Annotated in this window: 23 protein-coding genes and 2 rRNA genes; 13 read left to right on the top strand and 12 right to left on the bottom strand. The window is 36.9% G+C overall.

Annotation, left to right across the window (positions count from 1 at the left end; genetic code table 11):
- Positions 1–47: 47 nt before the first annotated feature.
- From C5F50_RS08075 to C5F50_RS08070, 3 genes are all read right to left on the bottom strand, one after another.
- The gene (locus C5F50_RS08075; RefSeq protein ID WP_179370856.1) at positions 48–869 is read right to left on the bottom strand and encodes a tetratricopeptide repeat protein; all 822 of its coding nucleotides are present in this window, start codon (positions 867–869) and stop codon (positions 48–50) included.
- A 184-nt stretch (positions 870–1,053) separates the two neighbouring features.
- Positions 1,054–1,383, bottom strand: a complete 330-nt coding sequence (locus tag C5F50_RS13075; protein WP_246281986.1) for a transposase — start codon at positions 1,381–1,383, stop codon at positions 1,054–1,056.
- On the bottom strand, positions 1,346–2,275 hold the full coding sequence (locus tag C5F50_RS08070) for an RNA-guided endonuclease InsQ/TnpB family protein (protein WP_246281985.1): 930 nt from the start codon (positions 2,273–2,275) through the stop codon (positions 1,346–1,348). Before C5F50_RS08070 ends, C5F50_RS13075 begins: the two co-directional genes overlap by 38 nt.
- 169 nt (positions 2,276–2,444) lie before the next feature.
- Here C5F50_RS08070 and C5F50_RS08065 point away from each other — a divergent pair, with 169 nt between their 5' ends.
- Positions 2,445–2,804 carry a hypothetical protein gene (locus C5F50_RS08065; RefSeq protein ID WP_179370855.1) on the top strand — a complete coding sequence of 120 codons (360 nt, stop codon included), beginning with the start codon at positions 2,445–2,447 and terminating at the stop codon, positions 2,802–2,804.
- Positions 2,805–2,807: 3 nt separating this feature from the next.
- Here C5F50_RS08065 and C5F50_RS08060 read toward each other — a convergent pair whose 3' ends face one another.
- A complete protein-coding gene (locus tag C5F50_RS08060) occupies positions 2,808–4,100 on the bottom strand; it encodes an aspartate aminotransferase family protein (protein WP_179372969.1) in 1,293 nt (430 codons plus the stop codon).
- Positions 4,101–4,471: 371 nt separating this feature from the next.
- Between C5F50_RS08060 and C5F50_RS08055 the strand changes: the two genes are divergently transcribed.
- Positions 4,472–5,942, top strand: a 16S ribosomal RNA gene (locus C5F50_RS08055).
- Positions 5,943–6,088: 146 nt separating this feature from the next.
- Positions 6,089–9,085: ribosomal RNA gene (locus C5F50_RS08050) — 23S ribosomal RNA — on the top strand.
- Together the 16S and 23S rRNA genes form the textbook arrangement of a ribosomal RNA operon.
- Positions 9,086–10,203: 1,118 nt before the next feature.
- On the opposite strand, the gene C5F50_RS08045 is transcribed toward C5F50_RS08050, so the two are convergent.
- Complete coding sequence (locus tag C5F50_RS08045) at positions 10,204–10,689, bottom strand: RDD family protein (protein ID WP_179370854.1); 486 nt, start codon at positions 10,687–10,689, stop codon at positions 10,204–10,206.
- A gap of 97 nt (positions 10,690–10,786) precedes the next feature.
- On the opposite strand from C5F50_RS08045, the gene C5F50_RS13275 reads away from it, so the two are divergent.
- Positions 10,787–10,918, top strand: a complete 132-nt coding sequence (locus tag C5F50_RS13275; RefSeq protein WP_280924444.1) for a hypothetical protein — start codon at positions 10,787–10,789, stop codon at positions 10,916–10,918.
- A 41-nt stretch (positions 10,919–10,959) separates the two neighbouring features.
- On the top strand, positions 10,960–11,793 hold the full coding sequence (locus tag C5F50_RS08040; RefSeq protein ID WP_179370853.1) for a methyltransferase domain-containing protein: 834 nt from the start codon (positions 10,960–10,962) through the stop codon (positions 11,791–11,793).
- A 275-nt stretch (positions 11,794–12,068) separates the two neighbouring features.
- On the opposite strand, the gene C5F50_RS08035 is transcribed toward C5F50_RS08040, so the two are convergent.
- Positions 12,069–12,230 (bottom strand): hypothetical protein, encoded by a 162-nt coding sequence (locus C5F50_RS08035; RefSeq protein WP_179370852.1) that lies wholly within the window; start codon positions 12,228–12,230, stop codon positions 12,069–12,071.
- 142 nt (positions 12,231–12,372) lie between these two features.
- Between C5F50_RS08035 and C5F50_RS08030 the strand changes: the two genes are divergently transcribed.
- The 3 genes from C5F50_RS08030 to msrA all read left to right on the top strand — a co-directional run bounded on the left by C5F50_RS08030 (position 12,373) and on the right by msrA (position 14,354).
- On the top strand, positions 12,373–12,756 hold the full coding sequence (locus tag C5F50_RS08030; RefSeq protein ID WP_179370851.1) for a DUF6659 family protein: 384 nt from the start codon (positions 12,373–12,375) through the stop codon (positions 12,754–12,756).
- Positions 12,757–12,842: 86 nt separating this feature from the next.
- Positions 12,843–13,859, top strand: coding sequence for a hypothetical protein (locus C5F50_RS08025; RefSeq protein ID WP_246282008.1), 1,017 nt, complete (start codon positions 12,843–12,845; stop codon positions 13,857–13,859).
- 39 nt (positions 13,860–13,898) lie between these two features.
- Positions 13,899–14,354 (top strand): peptide-methionine (S)-S-oxide reductase MsrA, encoded by a 456-nt coding sequence (msrA, locus tag C5F50_RS08020; RefSeq protein ID WP_179370849.1) that lies wholly within the window; start codon positions 13,899–13,901, stop codon positions 14,352–14,354.
- A 2-nt stretch (positions 14,355–14,356) separates the two neighbouring features.
- On the opposite strand, the gene C5F50_RS08015 is transcribed toward msrA, so the two are convergent.
- Entirely contained in the window at positions 14,357–14,788 is a 432-nt protein-coding gene (locus C5F50_RS08015) for a universal stress protein (protein WP_179370848.1), read from the bottom strand.
- Between the two features lie 126 nt (positions 14,789–14,914).
- Between C5F50_RS08015 and C5F50_RS08010 the strand changes: the two genes are divergently transcribed.
- Genes C5F50_RS08010 through C5F50_RS08000 form a run of 3 tightly spaced genes read left to right on the top strand, consistent with a single transcriptional unit; the run spans position 14,915 to position 16,588 of the window.
- On the top strand, positions 14,915–15,706 hold the full coding sequence (locus C5F50_RS08010; protein ID WP_179370847.1) for an alpha/beta fold hydrolase: 792 nt from the start codon (positions 14,915–14,917) through the stop codon (positions 15,704–15,706).
- A gap of 34 nt (positions 15,707–15,740) precedes the next feature.
- Positions 15,741–16,166, top strand: a complete 426-nt coding sequence (locus tag C5F50_RS08005) for an AbrB/MazE/SpoVT family DNA-binding domain-containing protein (protein WP_179370846.1) — start codon at positions 15,741–15,743, stop codon at positions 16,164–16,166.
- Positions 16,163–16,588, top strand: a complete 426-nt coding sequence (locus C5F50_RS08000; RefSeq protein ID WP_179370845.1) for a hypothetical protein — start codon at positions 16,163–16,165, stop codon at positions 16,586–16,588. Before C5F50_RS08005 ends, C5F50_RS08000 begins: the two co-directional genes overlap by 4 nt.
- Positions 16,589–16,616: 28 nt before the next feature.
- Here C5F50_RS08000 and phaC read toward each other — a convergent pair whose 3' ends face one another.
- Positions 16,617–17,681 (bottom strand): class III poly(R)-hydroxyalkanoic acid synthase subunit PhaC, encoded by a 1,065-nt coding sequence (gene phaC, locus C5F50_RS07995; RefSeq protein ID WP_179370844.1) that lies wholly within the window; start codon positions 17,679–17,681, stop codon positions 16,617–16,619.
- Positions 17,671–18,171: a poly(R)-hydroxyalkanoic acid synthase subunit PhaE gene (locus tag C5F50_RS07990; RefSeq protein WP_179372968.1), complete on the bottom strand. Its 501-nt coding sequence runs from the start codon at positions 18,169–18,171 to the stop codon at positions 17,671–17,673. Before C5F50_RS07990 ends, phaC begins: the two co-directional genes overlap by 11 nt.
- Before the next feature lie 152 nt (positions 18,172–18,323).
- Here C5F50_RS07990 and C5F50_RS07985 point away from each other — a divergent pair, with 152 nt between their 5' ends.
- A complete protein-coding gene (locus C5F50_RS07985) occupies positions 18,324–18,716 on the top strand; it encodes a DUF6659 family protein (protein ID WP_179370843.1) in 393 nt (130 codons plus the stop codon).
- Positions 18,717–18,753: 37 nt separating this feature from the next.
- A complete protein-coding gene (locus C5F50_RS07980) occupies positions 18,754–19,164 on the top strand; it encodes a phosphoribosyltransferase (protein ID WP_179370842.1) in 411 nt (136 codons plus the stop codon).
- Here C5F50_RS07980 and C5F50_RS07975 read toward each other — a convergent pair.
- The 3 genes from C5F50_RS07975 to C5F50_RS07965 all read right to left on the bottom strand — a co-directional run bounded on the left by C5F50_RS07975 (position 19,161) and on the right by C5F50_RS07965 (position 21,919).
- Positions 19,161–19,457, bottom strand: a complete 297-nt coding sequence (locus C5F50_RS07975) for a GIY-YIG nuclease family protein (RefSeq protein ID WP_246282007.1) — start codon at positions 19,455–19,457, stop codon at positions 19,161–19,163. The genes C5F50_RS07980 and C5F50_RS07975 overlap by 4 nt on opposite strands.
- The gene (locus tag C5F50_RS07970) at positions 19,450–20,361 is read right to left on the bottom strand and encodes a transcription initiation factor IIB (RefSeq protein WP_179370841.1); all 912 of its coding nucleotides are present in this window, start codon (positions 20,359–20,361) and stop codon (positions 19,450–19,452) included. The genes C5F50_RS07975 and C5F50_RS07970 overlap by 8 nt, the downstream gene beginning before the upstream one ends.
- 121 nt (positions 20,362–20,482) lie before the next feature.
- Entirely contained in the window at positions 20,483–21,919 is a 1,437-nt protein-coding gene (locus tag C5F50_RS07965; RefSeq protein ID WP_179370840.1) for a M57 family metalloprotease, read from the bottom strand.
- Positions 21,920–21,994 lie beyond the last annotated feature (75 nt).

The following is a 21,994-nucleotide window of genomic DNA, read 5'->3' as shown; positions in this document are numbered from 1 at the left end:
AATTTCATTTTTCATTGGTTTACTTGGTATTTTTTCATGATATCTTGTTATAATTTTACAATTCTTCTAAATTCATCATTGGTGTGAAACTTTTCAAATGTTTTTTCTTCCTTTGCCCATAAGCGAATAACTTTTGGACTCTTAGAAATTGCCTGTTTTAGCAATTCTAATGATTCAGGATACATTCCCAACTCTGCCTTGCTTCTTGATTTTGCATAAATGACGTTTACATTGTCTTTGTGTTTTGATAAAATCTGATCAAAAATCTCTATTGCTTTTTCATGTTTTCCCAACTCTGCCAATTCTATTCCTTTATGGAAGAATGCATCCATGTGAGTTGGATTGTTCTTGTAAACTCTTTCAAAACAATTCAATGACTCTTCATGTTTTTTCATTTTACCTAGAATAATTCCCTTGTAAAACATTGCGTTGGGCTTTCGTGGCTCTATGGCTATTGCTCTGTCTAATGCTTGAAGGGCCTCTTCATGTTCTTTTAGTTTATCCAGCAACACTCCTTTGTTAAAATAAGACGCTGCATATTTTGGGTCTGACTCTATTGCTTTGTCATAACATTCTGCTGCACCTTGAATATTGCCCAACTCCGCTGCTGCAATCCCTTTGTTGTTGTATGCCTGAGCATCATTTGGATTAATTTCTAGTAATTTATCAAAACATGTGATTGCATCATTGTATTTTTTTATTTGATTAAATGCTAAACCCTTGTTAAATAACGCAGATGTATTTTCCGGTTCTTGTTTTAGAGCTTTGTTAAATAATGATATGGCTCCTTTTGGTTGATTCTTTTCTAAAAGTGACATTGCATTGTATAAGAGATCCTCTAGATTCTCTTTTCCACCAAATAACCCCATAATTTCTACAAAAGGATATTGCTAATGAAAGTTTGGCTTATCCTAGTGATTTGAATTTTTTTACTGCTTCCTTTGCCATCTCTTCTTGTTCTTTTGCTGTAGTTTTTGTAGGATCATCTGTTGCATATGCATCCTTTTCTTCTTTTTTCTTTTCCATGTATTGTACAATAATTCATTTTGTGAACTACCCAACCCTAAAGGGTTTGGGCTTCTCTTTTGAGAAGGCAGTAATGACTGCTACTTCCTGCTTCATCGACCTCTTTGAGATCTTCACAGGCGTTAATTCCCGCAGTTCCTGCGGTAGTGTATTGTGATTGAATATGTTCAATCCTTTTTGCAAGATGTTGATGCTTGCATTGTAATCTCTGTCCATTGCCAAATTGCATTTGTCACATCGGTGTATTCTAACTGCCAAACTTTTTGAAACCTTGTTTCCGCATCTTGAGCAGTCTATTGTAGTGTTTCTTGAAGGTACCTCAACTAGCATCTTGCACTTGTATTCCAGTTTTTGCAAAAATGTCCCCCAGCTTGAATCCATTATACTTTTTGCCAATTTGTGGTTTTTTACCATGTTTGGAATTCTCAAGTTTTTCCACAAATACGACATCATTGTTTTTTGCATACTGTGTTGAAAGCTTGTGCTGAAAGTCTTTTCTTCTGTTTGCTATTTTTTCGTGTATCTTTTGCATGTGCAGTATTGCTTTTAGTCTGTTGTTACTGCCTTTTTTTCGTCTTGATACTTTTCTCTGAATTCTGGCAAGCGGCTTTAGCATCTTTTTGAGGTTTAGTGGATTTGGTGTTTGATATCCGTCTGAATCGTATGCAAATGATTTTATGCCGACATCGATTCCAACTGGCTTTGAAAATGAGATTTTTGGGATGATGCTGATCAGCGGTTCTGAAATATCGACAGTCGCACACACAAACCATTTCCCTGATGGTGTCTTTGTAACTATAACTTGTTTTATGTTTGCATCATCTGGAATTTCCCTGTGTTTTCTAATTTCTATATGTCCAATCTTTGAGAGATATAGCAATGTCTTGTCTCCATTAGTTTCTATTTTGAATCCTGACTGGTTGTATGTGAAAGTCCTATATTCTCCGTATCTTGCAAATCTCAATTGTCCTGTCTTGTTACCTTTCTTTGATAGTTCAATTAGCGATTTTTCTGCTGATTCGAGTTGTGTCGATACCATTTGAAGCATCTTGCTGTGATAGTTGTACAGCCATGATTCTGATTGCTTTAGTTCTGTCAAAATATAGTTCATGTCGTTTCTGGTGAGAAAATTATTTTTAGCTTGTTCTACAAATTTGTTGTATACCCACTTGCAGACATTAAGGTTGTTGTTCAGTTTGTATTCTTGAGAATCACTTGGATATAGTCTGAACTTGTAGTTTCGTTGCAATACAGGCCATTTTCACATCACATATTGTTTAAAGACGATGTTGGAATTGTTGTTAATCATGGCTCGCTCTCATCCCAACCCTAAAGGGTACCGGGTTTTCCCGCTCGCATCTCATAAAAACATGAAATTCTAAGATAAGCTTAATTTGAATTAGAAATTATTTTCTTTATTGACTGATTCTGAAATAAAGTATTTTGCTGATAAGGTATTTGTGCATAGATGGCCTCATGACACGCCACTATGGGGGGATTCTGTAAAAAAACAGTTGGATGATTCAATTAATAAAAATCCCGAAAAAAAGCAAGTCATAGTACGCGAAAAAACTATCCAAATTCAAAATATTGCATTTAGTTCATTGAAAAAAATAGGCATATCGATACCTTTCTTTAAAGATGAATGTACAATGATTTTTGAAGGTACATTTGGAAAACTTTCGGCTCATGCACACATTACCATAAAGCAAAGGAATTATCTTGATATTTTCAACCAATTAATTTCATGGCGTGAAAAACTTTTCCCATCTAAATAATATCTAAAATTCTGATGCCAAAACCATCTTCTTGATATCTTGCTTTGTATGGGCATAAGATATTGCGCCTAATTTACCTGGCAAAAAGAATATTCCGTCATGTGCTATCATCTTAAAATGATAATCATGCAGTGCTTTTGTATCGCACTTTGATGCTTGAGCAGCATTTGTTATTTCTGTAATTCCATTTTTCACAAAATGAGTCATAAACAAAGAACCCTTACCTGTAATGATGACTTTGCCATCAAATACTTTGTTTAGTTCCTTTCTTGCATAATCCCCTAACGAATTAATTGTTGAGTGAATAGATTTGTTATTTTTTAAAACTGAAAGTGTCGCAAATCCTGAAGTCATTGATGTGGGGTTTGCAGAAAATGTTCCGCCTCCAACATAACTGCGCTCTGATTTTTTCTTTCCAGTGATATCTGCATATTCCATAATCTCTTTTTTTCCACACATTACACCAATTGCCATTCCTCCACCTACAATCTTTCCCAACGTTACAATGTCTGGTTCTAGCTTCATTGTAGGATATAGACATCCATATCTAAATCTAAAACCTGTAACTATTTCATCTAAAATAAATAATGAATTATTTTTCTTACAAAACTCTTGTATCCCTTTCAAATAATCCGAATCAGCTGAAATGCATCCGCCACCGCCTAAGACTGGCTCTATAATAACACCTGCCAAATCATTTGAATGTTTTTTTAAAATCACCAAAGACTCTTCCAAATCATTGTAAGGAATTGACACAATTTTTTCTTCATTTACAATCCCACTACTTTCTGATTCAGAAAATGGCCAGTTTACTGATTTCAGTAAATCTGAAGTATAGCCATGCCATCCGCCGTCAATCTTTGCAATTATTTTTTTCCCTGTAACAGAACGTGCTAGTCTTACTGCATACATTGTAGCTTCAGTTCCTGATGTGACATATCGAATCTTTTCAGCTACTGGAACTGCCTTTGAAATTAATTCAGATAATAAAATCGTCTGCTCATTGACTGTCCCATACATCCAGCTTTTTTCAATCTGTTTTTTTAGAGCGTCTTTAACATTTTTTTGCCCATGTCCTAAAACCAGACTCCAGTGACCCATCCAGTAATCTGTGTATTTGTTGTTATCCACATCAATCAAATTTTTTCCAGATGATTTTTTTACAACAAATGGATATGGTTCATAAAATCTTATGTTATGACTAACACCATTAACATGAAGTTTGGATGACTTTGCAAATATTTTTGCAGATTGTGGAGTCTTTTTCTTGTACTCTTGTGTGTAATCCAAAACCAAATTCACCTATCTTCACTGCCATTTTAACCATCAAGCATTCTCAATTGAGCCTATTTTGCGAGTAAACTGTGCATGAGAGGAAGGGTCAAAACTAAAAGATGTAATTTTTACAAAAAATCACCCCGATCAGGCACAATTTCACGTATGGTTTATATGGATTCTGCATACTTCACCTTCTGCATACGTAACGCAATAGGCGGCGCTTGTGATGAAGTTTGGCAATATGCCATTTTGTGATTCATGGGCCTCCAGTTACGCATACAAAATGAGGATCTGATCAAAAGATCAAATCTGAAATGTGAAGATTATGTGCATCCGTCAATTCCAAATAAAGTACAAATGTACTTCAATAATCAAAATTAAAAATTCAGAATCCGGTTGATCCTGCCGGACCTGACTGCTATCGGATTGATACTAAGCCATGCGAGTCATTGTAGCAATACAAGGCAGACGGCTCAGTAACGCGTAGTCAACCTACCCTATGGACGGGAATAACCTCGGGAAACTGAGAATAATGCCCGATAGAACATTATGCCTGGAATGGTTTATGTTTCAAATGATTTATCGCCGTAGGATGGGACTGCGGCCTATCAGTTTGTTGGTGAGGTAATGGCCCACCAAGACTATTACAGGTACGGGCTCTGAGAGGAGTAGCCCGGAGATGGGTACTGAGACACGGACCCAGGCCCTATGGGGCGCAGCAGGCGAGAAAACTTTGCAATGTGCGAAAGCACGACAAGGTTAATCCGAGTGGTTTCTGCTAAAGGAACCTTTTGTCAGTCCTAGAAACACTGATGAATAAGGGGTGGGCAAGTTCTGGTGTCAGCCGCCGCGGTAAAACCAGCACCTCAAGTGGTCAGGATGATTATTGGGCCTAAAGCATCCGTAGCCGGCTCTATAAGTTTTCGGTTAAATCTGTACGCTCAACGTACAGGCTGCCGGGAATACTGCAGAGCTAGGGAGTGGGAGAGGTAGACGGTACTCGGTAGGAAGGGGTAAAATCCTTTGATCTATTGATGACCACCTGTGGCGAAGGCGGTCTACCAGAACACGTCCGACGGTGAGGGATGAAAGCTGGGGGAGCAAACCGGATTAGATACCCGGGTAGTCCCAGCTGTAAACTATGCAAACTCAGTGATGCATTGGCTTGTGGCCAATGCAGTGCTGCAGGGAAGCCGTTAAGTTTGCCGCCTGGGAAGTACGTACGCAAGTATGAAACTTAAAGGAATTGGCGGGGGAGCACCACAAGGGGTGAAGCCTGCGGTTCAATTGGAGTCAACGCCAGAAATCTTACCCGGAGAGACAGCAGAATGAAGGTCAAGCTGAAGACTTTACCAGACAAGCTGAGAGGTGGTGCATGGCCGTCGCCAGCTCGTGCCGTGAGATGTCCTGTTAAGTCAGGTAACGAGCGAGATCCCTGCCTCTAGTTGCCACCATTACTCTCAGGAGTAGTGGGGCGAATTAGCGGGACCGCCGCAGTTAATGCGGAGGAAGGAAGGGGCCACGGCAGGTCAGTATGCCCCGAAACTCTGGGGCCACACGCGGGCTGCAATGGTAATGACAATGGGTTCCAAATCCGAAAGGAGGAGGTAATCCCCAAACATTACCACAGTTATGACTGAGGGCTGCAACTCGCCCTCACGAATATGGAATCCCTAGTAACTGCGTGTCATTATCGCGCGGTGAATACGTCCCTGCTCCTTGCACACACCGCCCGTCGTTTCATTGAAGTGAGCTTTTAGCGAGGTGACGTCTGATTGGCGTTATCGAACTTGAGGTTCGTGACAAGGGAAAAGTCGTAACAAGGTGACCGTAGGGGAACCTGCGGTCGGATCACCTCCTTAGACATGGAAAGTGTACGGATGCACTAATCTTCACATTGAGTCATCGATGCAATGCATCACGAAAGTGATGTATGAAGGATGTAGCAGGTCTCTGCCAGGAGCTTGCAATGATCGTCGTGCATAGTCGTGTAATATGTGGCTGAATTTGCCGGTGTAAAGACGGCAATAGGTGGATTGCTAGGCTTGAGGAGAGATGAAGGACGTGGCAAGCTGCGATAAGCTCGGGGTAGGCGCACGCATCCTATGATCCCGAGATGTCCGAATGAGAATCTTACACATTTGTGTATTCCAGTACACTAGTATTGGAAGTCGAACCGTGGGAATTGAAGCATCTTAGTACCACGTGGAAAAGAAATCAATTGAGATTTCCCAAGTAGAGGCGATCGAAAAGGAAAGAGCCCAAACTGAATCCTTCGGGAGATGTGGTGTTTTGGTATGATAATATGGAAACTTGGAACACAGCTGAAATGATCTGAAAAGTTCTGGCATAGAGGGTGATACCCCCTTAAGCGAAGTGGGAAGAGTCCTATTCATACCCGAGTAGTTGTCCTTGGTAGTGGGCAATGAATATGGGTGAAAGTAGCATCCGAGGCTAAATATCTCTCAAGACCGATAGTGGACTAGTACCGTGAGGGAAAGCTGAAAAGTACCCCGGAAGGGGGGCGAAAAGTGCATGAAACCTATTGCTTACAGACGTGCGTGGCATGGAAGGTGATTTTTTCAGATTGGAGATTCTAGCAATAGAGTTGAAGATTTGATGTTCGAATCATCAGTGTCACGCGTTCCGTCTCGAAACACGGGCCAAGGAGCTAACCGTCATGGCAAGCTTAAACCTGTAAAGGTGCAGGCGAAGGGAAACCGAGCTCTCGCAGCTTCGCAAGAAGTCAGGAGAGGCGTGTGAAAGTGCGTAGAGTCATGGCGGCTAGGCTAGAAGCCAGTCGATCTATTCCTGAGCTAGACGAAGGCGGGCGAAAGCCCGCTGGAGGTCTTAAGACGTTCTGACGTGCAAATCGTTGTTGTGACTTGGGAATAGGGGTCAAAAACCAATCTAGACTGGCGCTCGCTAGTTCCAACCGAAGCGTCTCGCAGGGCGTGCTTTGTGGAGATAGTGTTTCCGGTAGAGCACTGATAGAGAGGCGCGGGGGAGAAATCCCTCACCTCTCATTCAAACTCCGAACGGATACACATCGTAGAAGCAAGGACACGGGTTCATGTGGCGTAAGGCTCATGACCGAAAGGGGTTTAACCCAGACTGAAGTTAAGGTCCCCAAATTTTTGCTAAGTGTCAAGCTAAAGAGCGTATTCTCGCCAAGACAGCAGGGAGGTAAGCTCAGAAGCAGCTATCCTTTAAAAAGTGTGTAACAACTTACCTGCCGAGGGGGGATGCCTCAAAAACGGACGGGGCTAAAGCAAAATACCGATACTTTAGATAATCATCAGTAGATGATTCGTGGTAGGTTGGCGTAGTGATTGGGTCGAAGCAGGGCGGTGACGTCCTGTGGACCGGTTTCTATTGCAGATCTTGGCGGCAGTAACAGCATAGTATAGTGAGAATCTATACCACCGCAAGCGTAAGGGTTTCCAGGCAATGCGTTATCAGCCTGGAGGTAGTCGATCCTAAGGTTTGCCTCAAAAGAGTAAATCGAATGGGAAACTAGTTAATATTCTAGTACCTTACATGGAGCGTTTGAGCTATATGGTTCGCTTTCGGATAGGGGGTGTACAACCATCGTTGTATCTAACTATTCAAGGATTGGGGAGTGTCGTAATGACGAGAACCAGTCCGAGGTAGGAATGGCTTCGCGTTAGCGAAGTTTTCTCGAATCCAGGAGACCATGAAAGATCGTGTAGTTAGCAAAATGTAAGTTCGTACCCAGAACCGACACAGGTGCGCTGGCTTAGAAAGCTAAGGTGCTACGGGTATACCGTATGGCGAGGGAATTCGGCAAATTAGTCCTGTAGCTTAGGTATAAGGGATGCCTGCAATCTTCATGAGGAATGGGGATCGCAGGTTGCAATGACAAGGGGGTTTCGACTGTTTAATAAAAACACAGGCGACTGCTAGTCCGAAAGGATTTGTATAGTCGCTGAATCCTGGCCGGTGCCGGTACCTAAAACTTGGGTTCAACCGAGCTAAGGGCCGGTTAACGCCGGGAGTAACTCTGACTCTCTTAAGGTAGCCAAATGCCTTGTCGGGTAAGTTCCGACGCGCATGAATGGAACAACGAGAGCCCCACTGTCCCCGCCTACAACCCGGTGAAGCCACATAAGGTGGACGAACAGTCCATCAACTTCCATCGGGGAGAGAAGACCCCGTGGAGTTTTACTGCAGCTTGTGCTTGTGGTATAGTAAGAATTGCACAGGGTATCTGGGAGCCATGCTTAACATTCCCCGGGATGTTAAGAAGCAACGATGTAACACCAGACTCTTTTTGCAGTACCACTTATCCAGTGAAGACCGGAGACACGTGCAGGTGGGCAGTTCGGCTGGGGCGGCACCCCTTTGAAAAGATATCAAAGGGGCCCAAAGTTGAGTTCAAACGGGGCAGAAATCCGTTGAAGAGGGCAAAGCCAAAAACTCGACTGAATGGATTTCCAAACGCACGGAATTCATAGACGAAAGTCTGGCTTAGCGATCCTTCGTGTGCCCACTATTGGGGCCCGGAGGTGACAGAAAAATTACCCCAGGGATAACAGGCTCGTCGCGGGCGAGAGCTCCTATCGACCCCGCGGTTTGGTACCTCGATGTCGGCTTTTCCTATCCTGGTCCTGCAGCAGGGGCCAAGGGTGAGGCTGCTCGCCTATTAAAAGGGAACATGAGCTGGGTTTAGACCGTCGTGAGACAGGTCGGTCTCTGCCTGATGGAAGCGCGAATAACTGAGGGGAAGTTGCTCCGAGTACGAGAGGAACAGAGCAGCGTGGCCACTGGTTTACCGGTTGTCTGATAAGGCAGGCCGGGCAGCTAAGCCATTTAGGCTAAGTGCTGAAAGCATCTAAGCACGAATCCTATCCCGAGACAAGTTATTCTTTCGTAAGATGAAGGTCGGCAGCAGAATACTGCGTTGATAGGAAGGTGGTGTAGATCACAAGCTTCGGCGAGTGGTGAGCCAGCCTTTACTAATAGACCAACACATCGGTTCAGCCACTTACATAGAGACTATGCGCGATGAATCATTTCATTCATCAAGTGGAAAAATATACACGACTTGTACGATGATTTTATTTTTAATCACTATATCTAATGCTATGCATTTTTTTGTGATTTGAAATCTCTTAGTGGACACTATACACGACAAAAAATAATATTTCTTGGCACATTAAACGATTTTAATTAATTTTGAATTGGAATGAACTTTACAAATTCATTATTTGCAATGTTTTTCAACAAAGCATTGCTTGCAAATTTTACTTCCAACTCTAGTCTTTAAGAATGAAATCTGTTCAGAATTTAATCTACCATGTTGTATTAAATTAATTAATTCTTCAGTTTCAATAACTTCAAATATTTCTTGACAATTGCATTCTATACATTCACAATTTATTTTTTCACCCATTACTTTACACTCTCCAAGTATCTTAAAAATAATGTGTGGACATTGAAATAATATTTTAATATCTGATTATTCTTTTTTCATTTCAACTTGTTTCTCTATTGTTTTCATACAATCATGACAAATCACAGATTTGTCTGATAAATTACATATGATCTCATTGTTTTGAAATTCTGAATCATGTGTTGCACCAATGATTATCTTGTTAGTCTATACTTGATAATCTTCTTTATTTTTTCCACAAACAAAACAATTCCTAAATCTTCTCTAAAAAGAATGAACTTAAGGATGTTGCTAAAGTTTAGGTAGATTTCCTGATTTGTCTAAATTTGATTTACAAACTTTACAATAAAGTCTAACTTCTGTTGATGGAAATTCTGTTCCACAATTTTTACAAATGTAAAATTTCCTTTCACTCACAAATTTCTTAAAAGAAGAATGAACTTAAGCTTATGGATAGAGTTTGAAATGAAGAACTAGAAAGTATTCTGTAAATAGCAATCATGCTACTTTTGCCGTAAAATTGCCCCTTTAACACGCGCAACTCTAGATGTTATTGTTCTAATTCTATGTCCTTTTGAAGTTCGTTTGGCAATCCAACCCACCATTCTTTTTGATTCTCAGACATCAAGCAAAATTGATCTAAACTTGCTAATAGATCTGTTGGTTAAATCTTCAAAGTAATTATTCAAGAAAATCTGACAAAATCTAGTCTTTCAAATATTTTACGTCTGAAATATCATTTATTTCTTTGATTTTTACAATCAATGTATCTCCTAATTTATTAAAAATCCGTTGACGTTTTTCATTAGTCAAAAACCATCCTAAAATAACATCTATTGGTAAAAGAAATGCTTTACCAAAACTACTGATCATAATTCCTTTCAAATTTGGTTTTCTTCCATCAATATTGACTATTTTCAAATTCATGATTTTTTTCCCGATTGTTTGACCTGTTTTGTATTCTAAAATAGTCCAATAAACAAAAAACAAAACACTAGTTGGAATGTATTGTATGTTTTCCATCCAAAATGAATCCTCTTCAAATTCATAATTTATTGAACCCAATGAAGCAAAAATTATTGCCGTTGAAATACTTGAAATAATGATAAAATCAATTAGCCATGCAAAGAATCTGTCAGTCCATTTTGCTAAAACTATCTTAGATGATGTGTCTGAATTTGATTCATTCATGAGTCATCTTTCCATTTCAAATTAATAAAATGTGTTAATCTTTAGCTAATACTCATTCAAACACAGGTGATTTATTCAAGAATAGTGGTGAATATTCATGAAAGCAAAGTTTGCCACATCTTGTATTTCCTGTGGAGATAAAATTCAACCTGGAAAAGAGATCTCAAAAAATAAAGATGAGTATTGGGTTCATAAGCACTGTGCTGAGGATTCAGAAGGATTGCCCTAGAAATTAATATCCCTCATTTTTAAATAAATTTGAAATTATTTTTGGTGTCAATTAATCCTCTCCAAGTGTTACTGTGGACATTTCGTAGAAATGAAAAAGATGTAGTGAATCTTTACACCACTCTATCACCTGTCATGCAGATTGCAACTGGTGGCTCTATGCTGAATTTTGGTTATTGGTCATCTGACCATGCAGATCCTATTTCTGCTCAAAAAAATCTATGTATGATTTTTTCAGAATTGGCAGAATTATCTTCTGCAAAACATGTAGCAGATATTGGCAGTGGATTATCTGCTCCCTCTAAACTATGGAAAGAAAATTTTCCAAACCTTGATTTGTATGATGTAAATATTAATTTCAACCAACTATGTTTTCCTGGAATTCAGAAAAACATAGAATTCTTGAACGCCACTTCTACAAAACTGCCCTTTTCTAATGATTCAGTTGATCGTGTCTTGGCATTGGAGTCTGCACAACATTTCAAACCATTATCTGATTTTATCTACGAGTCAAAAAGAATATTGGTGAAATCAGGATTACTTGTAATTGCAATTCCTATAACAACTGAAAAATCATCCTTTGGAAAATTAGGTGTTTTAAAATTTACCTGGTCATCAGAGCACTATACTCTGAATTATTTGAAACATCTTCTAAAATCTGCAGGTTTTACCATTTCTGATGAACAACTCATTGGTTCAAATGTTTATCCTCCTCTTACTGATTATTATCTTGAAAATAGAGAACGACTAAAAAAATTAATTTTAGAAAACTATCCTCAATATGTTGAAAAAATTCTTTTTAAATCTCTTTTGAAAATGAAAAAATCATCTGAAGAAAAAATAATTGATTATGTCTTGCTGAAATGTCGACTCTAGTTATACGCTGATGATGTTGCGGGAAATTAATTCCCCATTGTTTGCAAATACTCTGATTCTGAAATTCGTTCATTCAGTAATCCCACTGCTGTTTTTTACACCAATCTGAAATTACAATATGTCTTTTTGATATAACTTGAATCTTCTAAGCATTTTTCAATTTCAACAATTACCACAATATCTCTTGCTTGATGAGTACTATTTCATGCAACATAATTATACAAAATTACACATGCCCTTAGATTTGGAAAATGTGGGTGCTGTAATGTTAAATTCTATGTGCTGAGTAATTGGTATTTTTCATAAAAAAACTCACAAAATTTTAGAATGTCTTCTGTGGTGCTCATTTCAAAGTCTGGACTATGGGCAAAAGTGCTTTGAGCATTAAAACTAGTTGTTATAATATTTGCAAAAATTCCAAAAACTACTGTTTTCAATAATCAACTGTCTCTAGTTTTTGCTTATTAATTCCATGTAGAAAATTCTTAAACATGAAAGACCAATTTGGAATCTTATTCAAAAAACAACTATCTTGAAATTGACTAGGTTTTTATTTTTGATATCTAAATTGATATTATCATGTCAAATCCTGACACTGCATTGAAACTATACGGTGAAAAATGCAAAGAGTTACTTCGTGAAGCCGAGATCCGATTTGCAGGCATTGTTGATAACAATGGCCAATTAATTGCTGGTGGATTTAAGGAAGGACTTGTGCCTCATGAAGGAGATGAGACTAGATTGCAGTCATTTTTAGAGTTTGTCTCTAAAGCCTCTATTCGAAAAGAATATGATGAGAGTTTAGGACCAATTAATTATCTTGCAGCAAGACGAGATAAGGCAGTTTTAGTAAGCTTTCCATTCCCTATAACACAAATCCTCTTGTTGATATCTGCAGAACCTACTGCTAACATTGAAACTCTGGCAAAAAAAGTTGTTGAAATATTCACCGATGTTACCTAAATCTGGCAGAACTATTTGTAGAATTGTTTAATTATGTCTGATCAAATTAGCATTTAAATATGAAATGTTATTTTTTACTGTTTTCAGTGTTACTTCTTATTCCATTTGGCCTGAATCCTTCTTTTGGAACCGTCAATAATTTCACAACTGATAAATCCCTGTATCATCTGGGGGACTCCATCAAAATTACTGGCAATGTTAATTATGATTCTGCAATCCCATCAATAATTATTCAAATTATAACTCCAAGTGGAAGTGGCTTGGCACATGTTGACAGCGTGATTCCAAAAAATGATGGTACTTTTACTAAAATTCTTCATGCAGGTGGACCTACTTGGAACGAAAATGGAAAATATATTATCAAACTTTCTTATGCCGGAAATCTTGAAAAATCAATTGATTATGAAAAATTATCCAGCAATTCACAATCAAATCCTGCATTACCTGTTGTACCTGAAAAAAAACCCACACCATTACCTGTTGTACCTGAAAAAAAACCCACACCATTACCTGCTGATGATGAATCTGATATTTCTTTTACAGAAAACCCTAAAATGAGAATTTTGGGGTTTCCTTCATTTGATAAATCTCCACAATATTATATCGACAGATATAACACCGAACCTCAATACCAATCTTGGTTTGATTCACAATTTCCATTGTATCAAATTGATGATGTTGTAGGATATGGCGCTACTCACATTGAAAATTTTCCTTCATTTGATAAATCTCCACAATATTATATCGACAGATATAACACCGAACCTCAATACCAATCTTGGTTTGATTCACAATTTCCAGGAAAAACCATTTATGACATATTGGGATTTTCTACTGACATTCCTGATTGGATAAAAACATATGCAAAAAATTGGGCTACTGGTGAAATATCTGATTCTGAATTTATTTCAGGATTAGATTTTATGCTACAAAACAAGATCATTGTAATTCCAAATGTTGACTATGTTCATTCTGCTATTGACGATGTCCCTTCTTGGTTTAGAAATACTTCACATTGGTGGTCTAATGATTTAATTTCTCAACAAGAATTTGTTAATTCTCTAAAATTCCTTATTCAAAAAGACATCATTTTGATTGAATAATTTAGAATGGTTTTAATTCTATATTGAACAATCCATTTTATGAAAGCAACCTTTGGTGCAGGATGTTTTTGGCATGTTGAAGATTTACTAAATAAAACTAAAGGTGTAAAATCAACCCAAGTAGGATATATTGGTGGCCAACTACCAAATCCTACGTATGAAGAAGTATGTGCTGATAAAACAGGTCACGCAGAAGCTGTAGAAGTAGAATATGATCCTGAAGAGATATCTTATGAAGAACTCCTTGATGTGTTTTGGAATAACCATAATCCTACAACTTTGAATCGTCAAGGACCTGATGTTGGTCATCAATACCGTTCTGCAATTTTTATTCATAATGAAGAACAAAAAGCTATTGCAGAAAAATCTAAACAAGATCTTGAGAAATCAGGTAGATTTGAAAATTCTATAGTGACTGAAATAGTTCCAGCTCCAACATTTTACAAAGCCGAAGAGTACCATCAAAAATATTTCAAGAAACACGGATTCTCTTAAAATTACTTTACAATAACTACAGGAATCTTGGATGCGTGTATTACATAGTTTGATGTACTGCCAAAGAATATCTCCTTAGCTGAACTTCTTCCTCGCGATCCCATTACTATCATGTCGAATTTTTCTTTCCCATGGGCCATCTTGATAATATTGTATCCGATTTCACCTCTCATCAATTTTTCTTTAAATACAATTCCGTGTTTTGCTGCTAGGATCTTGGCTTCTTCCATGATTTTTTCTACTTGCTCATTCAATGCTTTTTCAACTGAACCTACCCCTCTGAATTCTGAATGTGGTGGTGCGTAAATGGAATACACGCCGGTAATAATTGCCCCACACTGTCTAGATAAAGTAATGGCCATCTCAAGGCCTCTAATGGAGTTTTTTGATCCATCTAGTGGAACTAAAATTTTTGAAATTTTCTTCTGTATCACACAAACCTCATATTCTTGAACTTAAAAAAGCTAATCCACATCATTAGTTTAAAAATTTAAAACTAGTAAATTGGCCTGATCGCTATTTTCATTAAACTTATCTAGTGATATAATTGAGCAAAAACAGTGGAAGAAAAATTTCTTCAAATCGATGAAAACAAAATCCGATATCTAGAATCTGGTAATTCTAAAAAAACACTTGTGCTAGTTCATGGTTTGGGTGCATCAGCTGAAAGATGGAATCCAGTCATCCCTATTTTCGCAGAAAACTATCATGTATTGGTTCCTGATCTTATTGGCTTTGGATATAGTGACAAACCATTAGTAGATTACACTCCTGATTTCTTTTCAGATTTTTTAAAAAAATTTTTCACTGCAACCAAAACTGAACGCGCCAGTGTAGTTGGTTCTTCATTAGGGGGTCAAGTATCTGCAGAATTCACAATATCTCATCCTCAGGATGTCGAGAAACTAATTCTTACATCTCCAGCTGGGGTGATGGAGCATTCTACTCCTGCACTAGATGCATACATTATGGCTGCTTTGTATCCTAATGAACTAAATGCAAAAAAGGCATTTGAACTAATGGAGGGTTCTGGAGAAGAGGTTCCTGAAGAGATTGTTAGTGGTTTTGTAGAGCGAATGAAATTACCTAATGCAAAACTAGCCTTTATGTCCACTATCTTAGGTTTAAAAAATTCAAAACTCGTTTCATCAAAACTTGAATCTATAATTACTCCGACTTTGGTAATTTGGGGGGTTGATGATCCAGTAATCCCAATTGAAAATTCTGAGATTTTTATCTCCAAAATTCAGGGCTGCCAACTTTTTAAAATGGAACATTGTGGCCACACCCCATATGTGCAAGATCCGCATACTTTTTCAAGTAAGGTTTTAGAATTTCTAACCGATCCCTAGATCATTTAAATACAACTATTTCCTATGATTACCAATGAATGGTAATCAAAACCTATATGATCCTAGTGAAATGTTCAAATCTTGGATCCAAAAAAGTGGACGTGCTCAAGCAGAATTTATGAAAAATTTTGGTGCATTGATGACAAATCAACCTGGCCAAACATTCAATCCTTTAGAAACACTCAAAGGAGTTTCTGAAAGTACTCGAAAAGCTCAATCTAGCATTATGGAGAACGTAGCATCAATGCAAAGTAAAAGCATGGATACAATGTTTAACATCGGACAAATGCTTCCCTCCTTCATGAATTGGGGTGCATACAAAACTACCATTAGCAGCAATGGACGAATCTCAATCCCTGAAGCTGAACGTAATGCACTTGGTTTGAGTGACGGTGACTTGGTTCAAGTTATCATCCTACCAATTGCAAAAAAATCAAAAAATAAGGAGGTGAAACAATGAGTAAAAACGAAACAACCGGAAATTCAAAAGATCTATTTTCTACATATCAGGAAAATGTAGACAAAATCTTCAATGGTATCAAACAATCAGTACCTCAGTATCATCAATCAATTACTAATGTACAACAAGAATACCTACAAGCATATGAAAACGTAGTAGATTCAACTATCACACTACAAAAGGAATATGCAAAGAAAGCAGGTATAGCAGCAAATATTCCTGAAGCAACACTAAAAGTAATTCATGATACGACAGAAGAATTTGTAAAGGCAGCTTCAATACAAAATCAAGTAGCACTTGCAACTATTGATGCAACACAACAAAACATCAAAACATTCAACGATAATGCAAAGTCATTTGCTGACCTAAACAGAAACATTCTACAATCTTGGATTTCTGTCTTCACTACAAAGAATAACTAGAAAGAATTTTTTTATTCTTTTTCTTTTTTTATGATCTTTCAGCTAACCATTGTCCCAGCTCAGGTAACACCTTCTTTTGTGATAATGAGCTAGCAATCATTCCTACATGTCCTGTTGGATACATTCTCAATGTTTTGTCTTCGCTTCCAATGGCATAATGTAGAGGCATACTACACTCAGGTGATACAAGGTGATCTCCTACTGCAACTTGCGTAAATACTGGCATGTCTATTTTTTTCAAATCAATTCTTTGCCCCTCTATGTACATCTTGTTTTGAATCAGTAAATTGTCTTGATAGATGTCTTTAATCCACTGTTTGAATAATTCTCCTGGGATTGGAGGTGTGTCTCCTAACCATTTTTCAACTCTAAGGAAATTGTCTACGAATTTCTTGTTATCTATATTTTTGAAAAATTTAACATATTTTTCAATTCCCTGTTCAAATGGTTTAAGAACTGAAAAACAATAATACATGAATTCAGGAGGCATGTTTCCTATGATTTCGACCATTTTCTCTACATCCATGTGCTTTGCAAGATTACTAATTACAGTTGTATCACGCCATCCATCAATTACAGGAGCAGTTGCGATGTAATTTTTTACACTTTCTGGATGCAAAGATGTGTAAGCTGTAGCAATAGTTGCTCCAGTACAATACCCTTGCAATGAAATTTTCTCATTAGATGATTCATTTTTGATATATTCTACATACGAATCTAAATATCCATTAACATAATCGTCAAAATCCAGATACTTGTCCATACTGGTAGGTGTTCCCCAATCTAACATGTAGATATCAAATCCTTGTTGAAGTAGATTTCTAACCCAGCTTTTTTCTGGTTGAATATCAAGTATGTGGTATCTGTTAATCAATGCATATGAAATGAGTAATGGTGTTTTGTGTTGTTTCTCAGTAAGTGATCTATAATGTATTAATCTTGTTTTGTCCATCATTTGTACCGTATCATGAGGAGTTACTTCCAAAACGATCTCATCAGGCGCTGCGACTAATTTTGGCGCATTAATTACATTTTTGCTAAATTTTAAAATCTCTTCAATGATTTTTGGATCTACTCTTGACTCACTTTGCATTTTTTACAATCTCCTTTTTCTTTAATTCTAATTCTAGTTTCCCCACTCTTTTTTTTAATGAATGAATCTCTTTGTATACTTCATCTATCTCTTCTTTACTTGGAAGATTCACTGATTGTAAAATTACATTAGTTATATTATTCCAGTGTTTAGTTAATTCAAGTTCTTTTGATACAAGTTTTCCATAATTCTCACCAAATTTATCCGAATCAAATAATTCTGTAAAGTCATTATCAAAAATGTCAATCCAAATTCGTTTGAAAGCCTCTATTTGTTCTACATCCTGAGGGATTTCTGGAGCTTTCAGATTTACTTTTTTTTGAGCAATTCCCCAGGCTTCTGAGAGCTGCTTGTAGTACTGAGTTAGATACTTGTTGAATTCCATCAAATCCTCATTAATTTCGATTAATTCAGTTGAAATTTTCTTAGAGTTTGCAGCAAATGCACGCATTGGGCCAATTGATGTGAGTGCTTGAGGCTTACTTGCCATCAAATGCATAATATCTGTCCAAAATAGTGACAGATGCTTGAATTGATCTGATATTTCTTTAGTTGGCTCTGCTTTGTCTTTAGTTTGTTCTGGCTGCACAGATATCCATTATCACAGCTCGCAATAAATAGATCGCTTGTAACTTTAGACTAGTGGATAATGCCGAAGAGCTTGAAAAAATCTGTCAAAAAATCATAAAACTGGATCCTAAGATGCGTTCAGCCAGATTCATCAATAGCAGAGGACATCTAGCTGCTGGGGGCATGAAGAAAGGTGTCTTTTCACTTGAAGCCCAAAAACAAGATGAAATGATGTTCATGGAACTAGCACTACGTGTTAGAATGAGAAGGGAATTTGATCATGAATTTGGTGAAGTTCATTTTTCAATGTCTTACAGAGATAAGGTGATTGTAATGAGTTTTCCACTAAATAATGATGATGTGTTACTTTTGTCCTGTGAAAAAGAAATAGATTTTGGAAAACTGCCATTTAAAGTTCTTAAAATCATTGAACCTTTGAAAAAATCTCCAACAAAAATATTCTGAGCATAACTACTTAATTCAGTATTCTGAAATCGCAATTATGACATTAAACCAAGATGTTGATTGGAATGAAATAGACTCATTGGTGAAAATACTCTCAAAAACTATTTCAAAATTACCGCGAACTTTTTCAAGCATAACTACTCTTAGTAGGGGTGGATTGGTCCCTTCACGTTTACTTGCAGATCATCTTGGAATTGGAAAAATTCTAGTTGACAAAAACAAGATATCGTCAGATTCTTTATTTATTGATGATATTTTTGACACTGGTGATACTTTTAACAAAACTGTTTCAAAGGTTGATGATCCGTCAAAACTTGTATTTGTTACATTATTTGCAAGACGTGGGAAAAAATATCCTAAACAACTAATCTATGCGAAAAAAACAGACAATTCTGCATATGTTGTTTTTCCATGGGATAGATTAGAGTTTAAAAGATCTCAGAATTAATTCATGCATTGAGGGATATTGCCTTCATGTCTTTTTTTGTAATCTACAATTAATTCATTTTTTATTTCATCAAAATTCACTTCTTCTCTAAATCTAATTCTAGTTGCTTTTGAAACACATTTTTTTTCTAGCGCTTCAGTTATGGATTTTTTCATGTTTTGAGAACCGCCAATAAATAATATTTTCATGGCTGCATGCATCATATACACACCAGGTTTTTCAGGTATTTCAGAAAGTACTTCTTCAGTGTTGTCTAGCCAATCAGACCATTTGTTTTCTAACATTTCAATCATTAAGCATTTTTCTTAATCCTGCACATCTATTTCTTATGGTGACTTCTGTCACTCCTGATGCCACAGAGATATCTTTCTGAGATTTCATTTCTCCTGTACTAATACAAGCTAAATATAATGCAGCAGCTGCGATGCCCATTGGATCTTTTCCTGCTACAATGCCCATTGTTTTAGCCTGGTTTAAAATCTCAATTGCCTTTCGTTTACTCTTCTCACCTAACTCTGCAATACTTGCAATTCTTGAAACTCCTTTGATAGGATCAACTACTGGCATTTTTAATTCCAGTTCTCTGAAAATTAATCTATAACATCTTGCAACATCTTTTCTTCTAATGTTGATTCCTTTTGCAATGTCATCTAGTGTTCTGGGGGTTTCTGTATTTCTACATGATGCATAAAGACATGCTGCAACCAGTCCTTGAATTGATCTACCTCTGACTAATTTTCGCTCCATAGCTTTTCTGTAAATATAAGCTGCTTTCTCTACTACTGCATCCGTTAATGCAAGTTTATCTTTTAACTTGTCCATTTCATTTAGAGCTTGTCTTAGATTTCTGTCTGCAGATGAATGTGCTTGTGTTCTACTGTCCCAAGTTCTTAATCTTTCAATGGAACTCTTTACACTTGCAGATAGTGGTTTTCCTGTAGAGTCTTTGTTAGCAGCTCCAATCACTGTTGATAGTCCCATATCATGCATTGTCAACGATGTTCCAGCTCCTACTCTGGTTCTATTTGTCTCATCATTTGAAAAAGAACGCCACTCAGCACCTGTATCTGCAATCTTGTCTGTGACTACAAATCCACATTTACCACAAAACAATTCTCCAGTGTCTTGATCTGTAACTATTTTTGGATTTCCACAAGATGGGCATTTTGGCCCTGAAATCATTGTATTTTTAAGCATAATGAGAATTAATTATCTAATTACCTTATTATCCATTTTACCTAATTTCTGCAGGTTAATTGTGTGTAGGTTAAGCTAATATTTATTCTCATTATTTAGAACATGAATGTGTATTTTGAATTTAACTTAATAGACAATATGCATATGATGGCGTGTAAGATGGATACATTATGTTCTTTTGATCCTCTACGTGTTTCAAACCTATTGAATGCCCTAATTCATGTGTCATGATTGTCTCCACACTTTTTACATCATACAATTGAAAACTTCCATCACAATTATAATCTCCCAATGTCACTTCTACTACTCCCTTTCCAAGATGAGCATGGCCTAAAACTCCTTCACCAATATCTCGAACTACCCATGTTACCCATACATTTGCTTTATATTTTTGATTTGTTATTTCGAATTTTATTTTGGCTTTTTGATCATTTGTATTCAATTCTTGATTCTCCCAAAATGCTAATGAGTTCTGTAATGTGTTGACATGATCTAATGGAAGTCCTGTTGGCTGTTCATTGATGAATACTTTGTATAAAATAATGTATGTTTCATCAACTATCTCGTATGTAGGATCTGGGAAACTACTGGATGCTTTAGCTGCTTCTGCCTCAAAATTCCATTTAACATAGTCTCTAAGGAATTTCTTTATTACATCTTGACTGGGATTTGGAAATTCAATGTATCTTTTTTCCTTGGCAATATTGTTTGATATGTTTCTTAGATATTTCTCAAACAAGTAAAATTCATGGTCTAACTCATCTTGTGATTTTTTATTTATGTCTTGAAGATTTACTGTGACTATACCTTGTTCAATCATGTATTGAATTCCTGAAACAAATGCATCATCATCTATTTCACCCTCTGCCCACCATCCTGCATTATTTTTAATCCATTTTGGAATTTCATTTGAGACATTCTGTGTTTCTACAGGTGGGATTTGAATAATTTTATTATCAATAAGGTATAGTAATGCTGAAACAAATTCTGCATCCTCAATACTTCCTTCAGACCACCATTTTGCTATTGGTTTTACCCATTCAGGAATTGATGTGATGAACTCTTTTTCTAACCCCTTTGGTTTTTCTGTTGGTGTGTATGGATATTTTGAAATAACCTTTTCGATAAATTCTTTATAATTATTAACTACTGTGCTATTTGGTTTTTCATTATGTGCTCTTTTGATATATGATATGGCTTCTTGATATTCTCCTAAATTTCCAAATCCTACTCCCATCCCAGTCAATGCAAGTGCATCTTTTGGAGACTGTTGCAAAACTTTGAAAAACTGTTTTAATGAATTTGTATGATCCTCGAGGTTACTCTGTGCTATTCCTTTCATCTTTAGTGTTGAAATGTTATTTGGTGCAATCTCTAAAATATCGTCATAAATTGCTATTGCCTGCTTATAATTTCCGTTAACAAATAGATCTGTTGCTTGATTAAACCTTGTTTCTGCTTCTTTTTCTGTTTGTGCAAAAGCAGTCACTGTGACAATTGATGAAATAAACAAAACTATGACTAGAAAATTAAGGATTGACATTGTATCTTTTTTCATATTTGTCATTTTAGATATAATTTATTTCTATTTTATATCACGTATGCCCTGTTATTTTACATAATTGGACTTTGT

It is taken from the genome of Nitrosopumilus ureiphilus (genome assembly GCF_013407185.1).
GTDB classification, from domain to species: Archaea; Thermoproteota; Nitrososphaeria; order Nitrososphaerales; family Nitrosopumilaceae; genus Nitrosopumilus; species Nitrosopumilus ureiphilus.
This window is presented reverse-complemented; position numbering and strand designations above follow the sequence as displayed.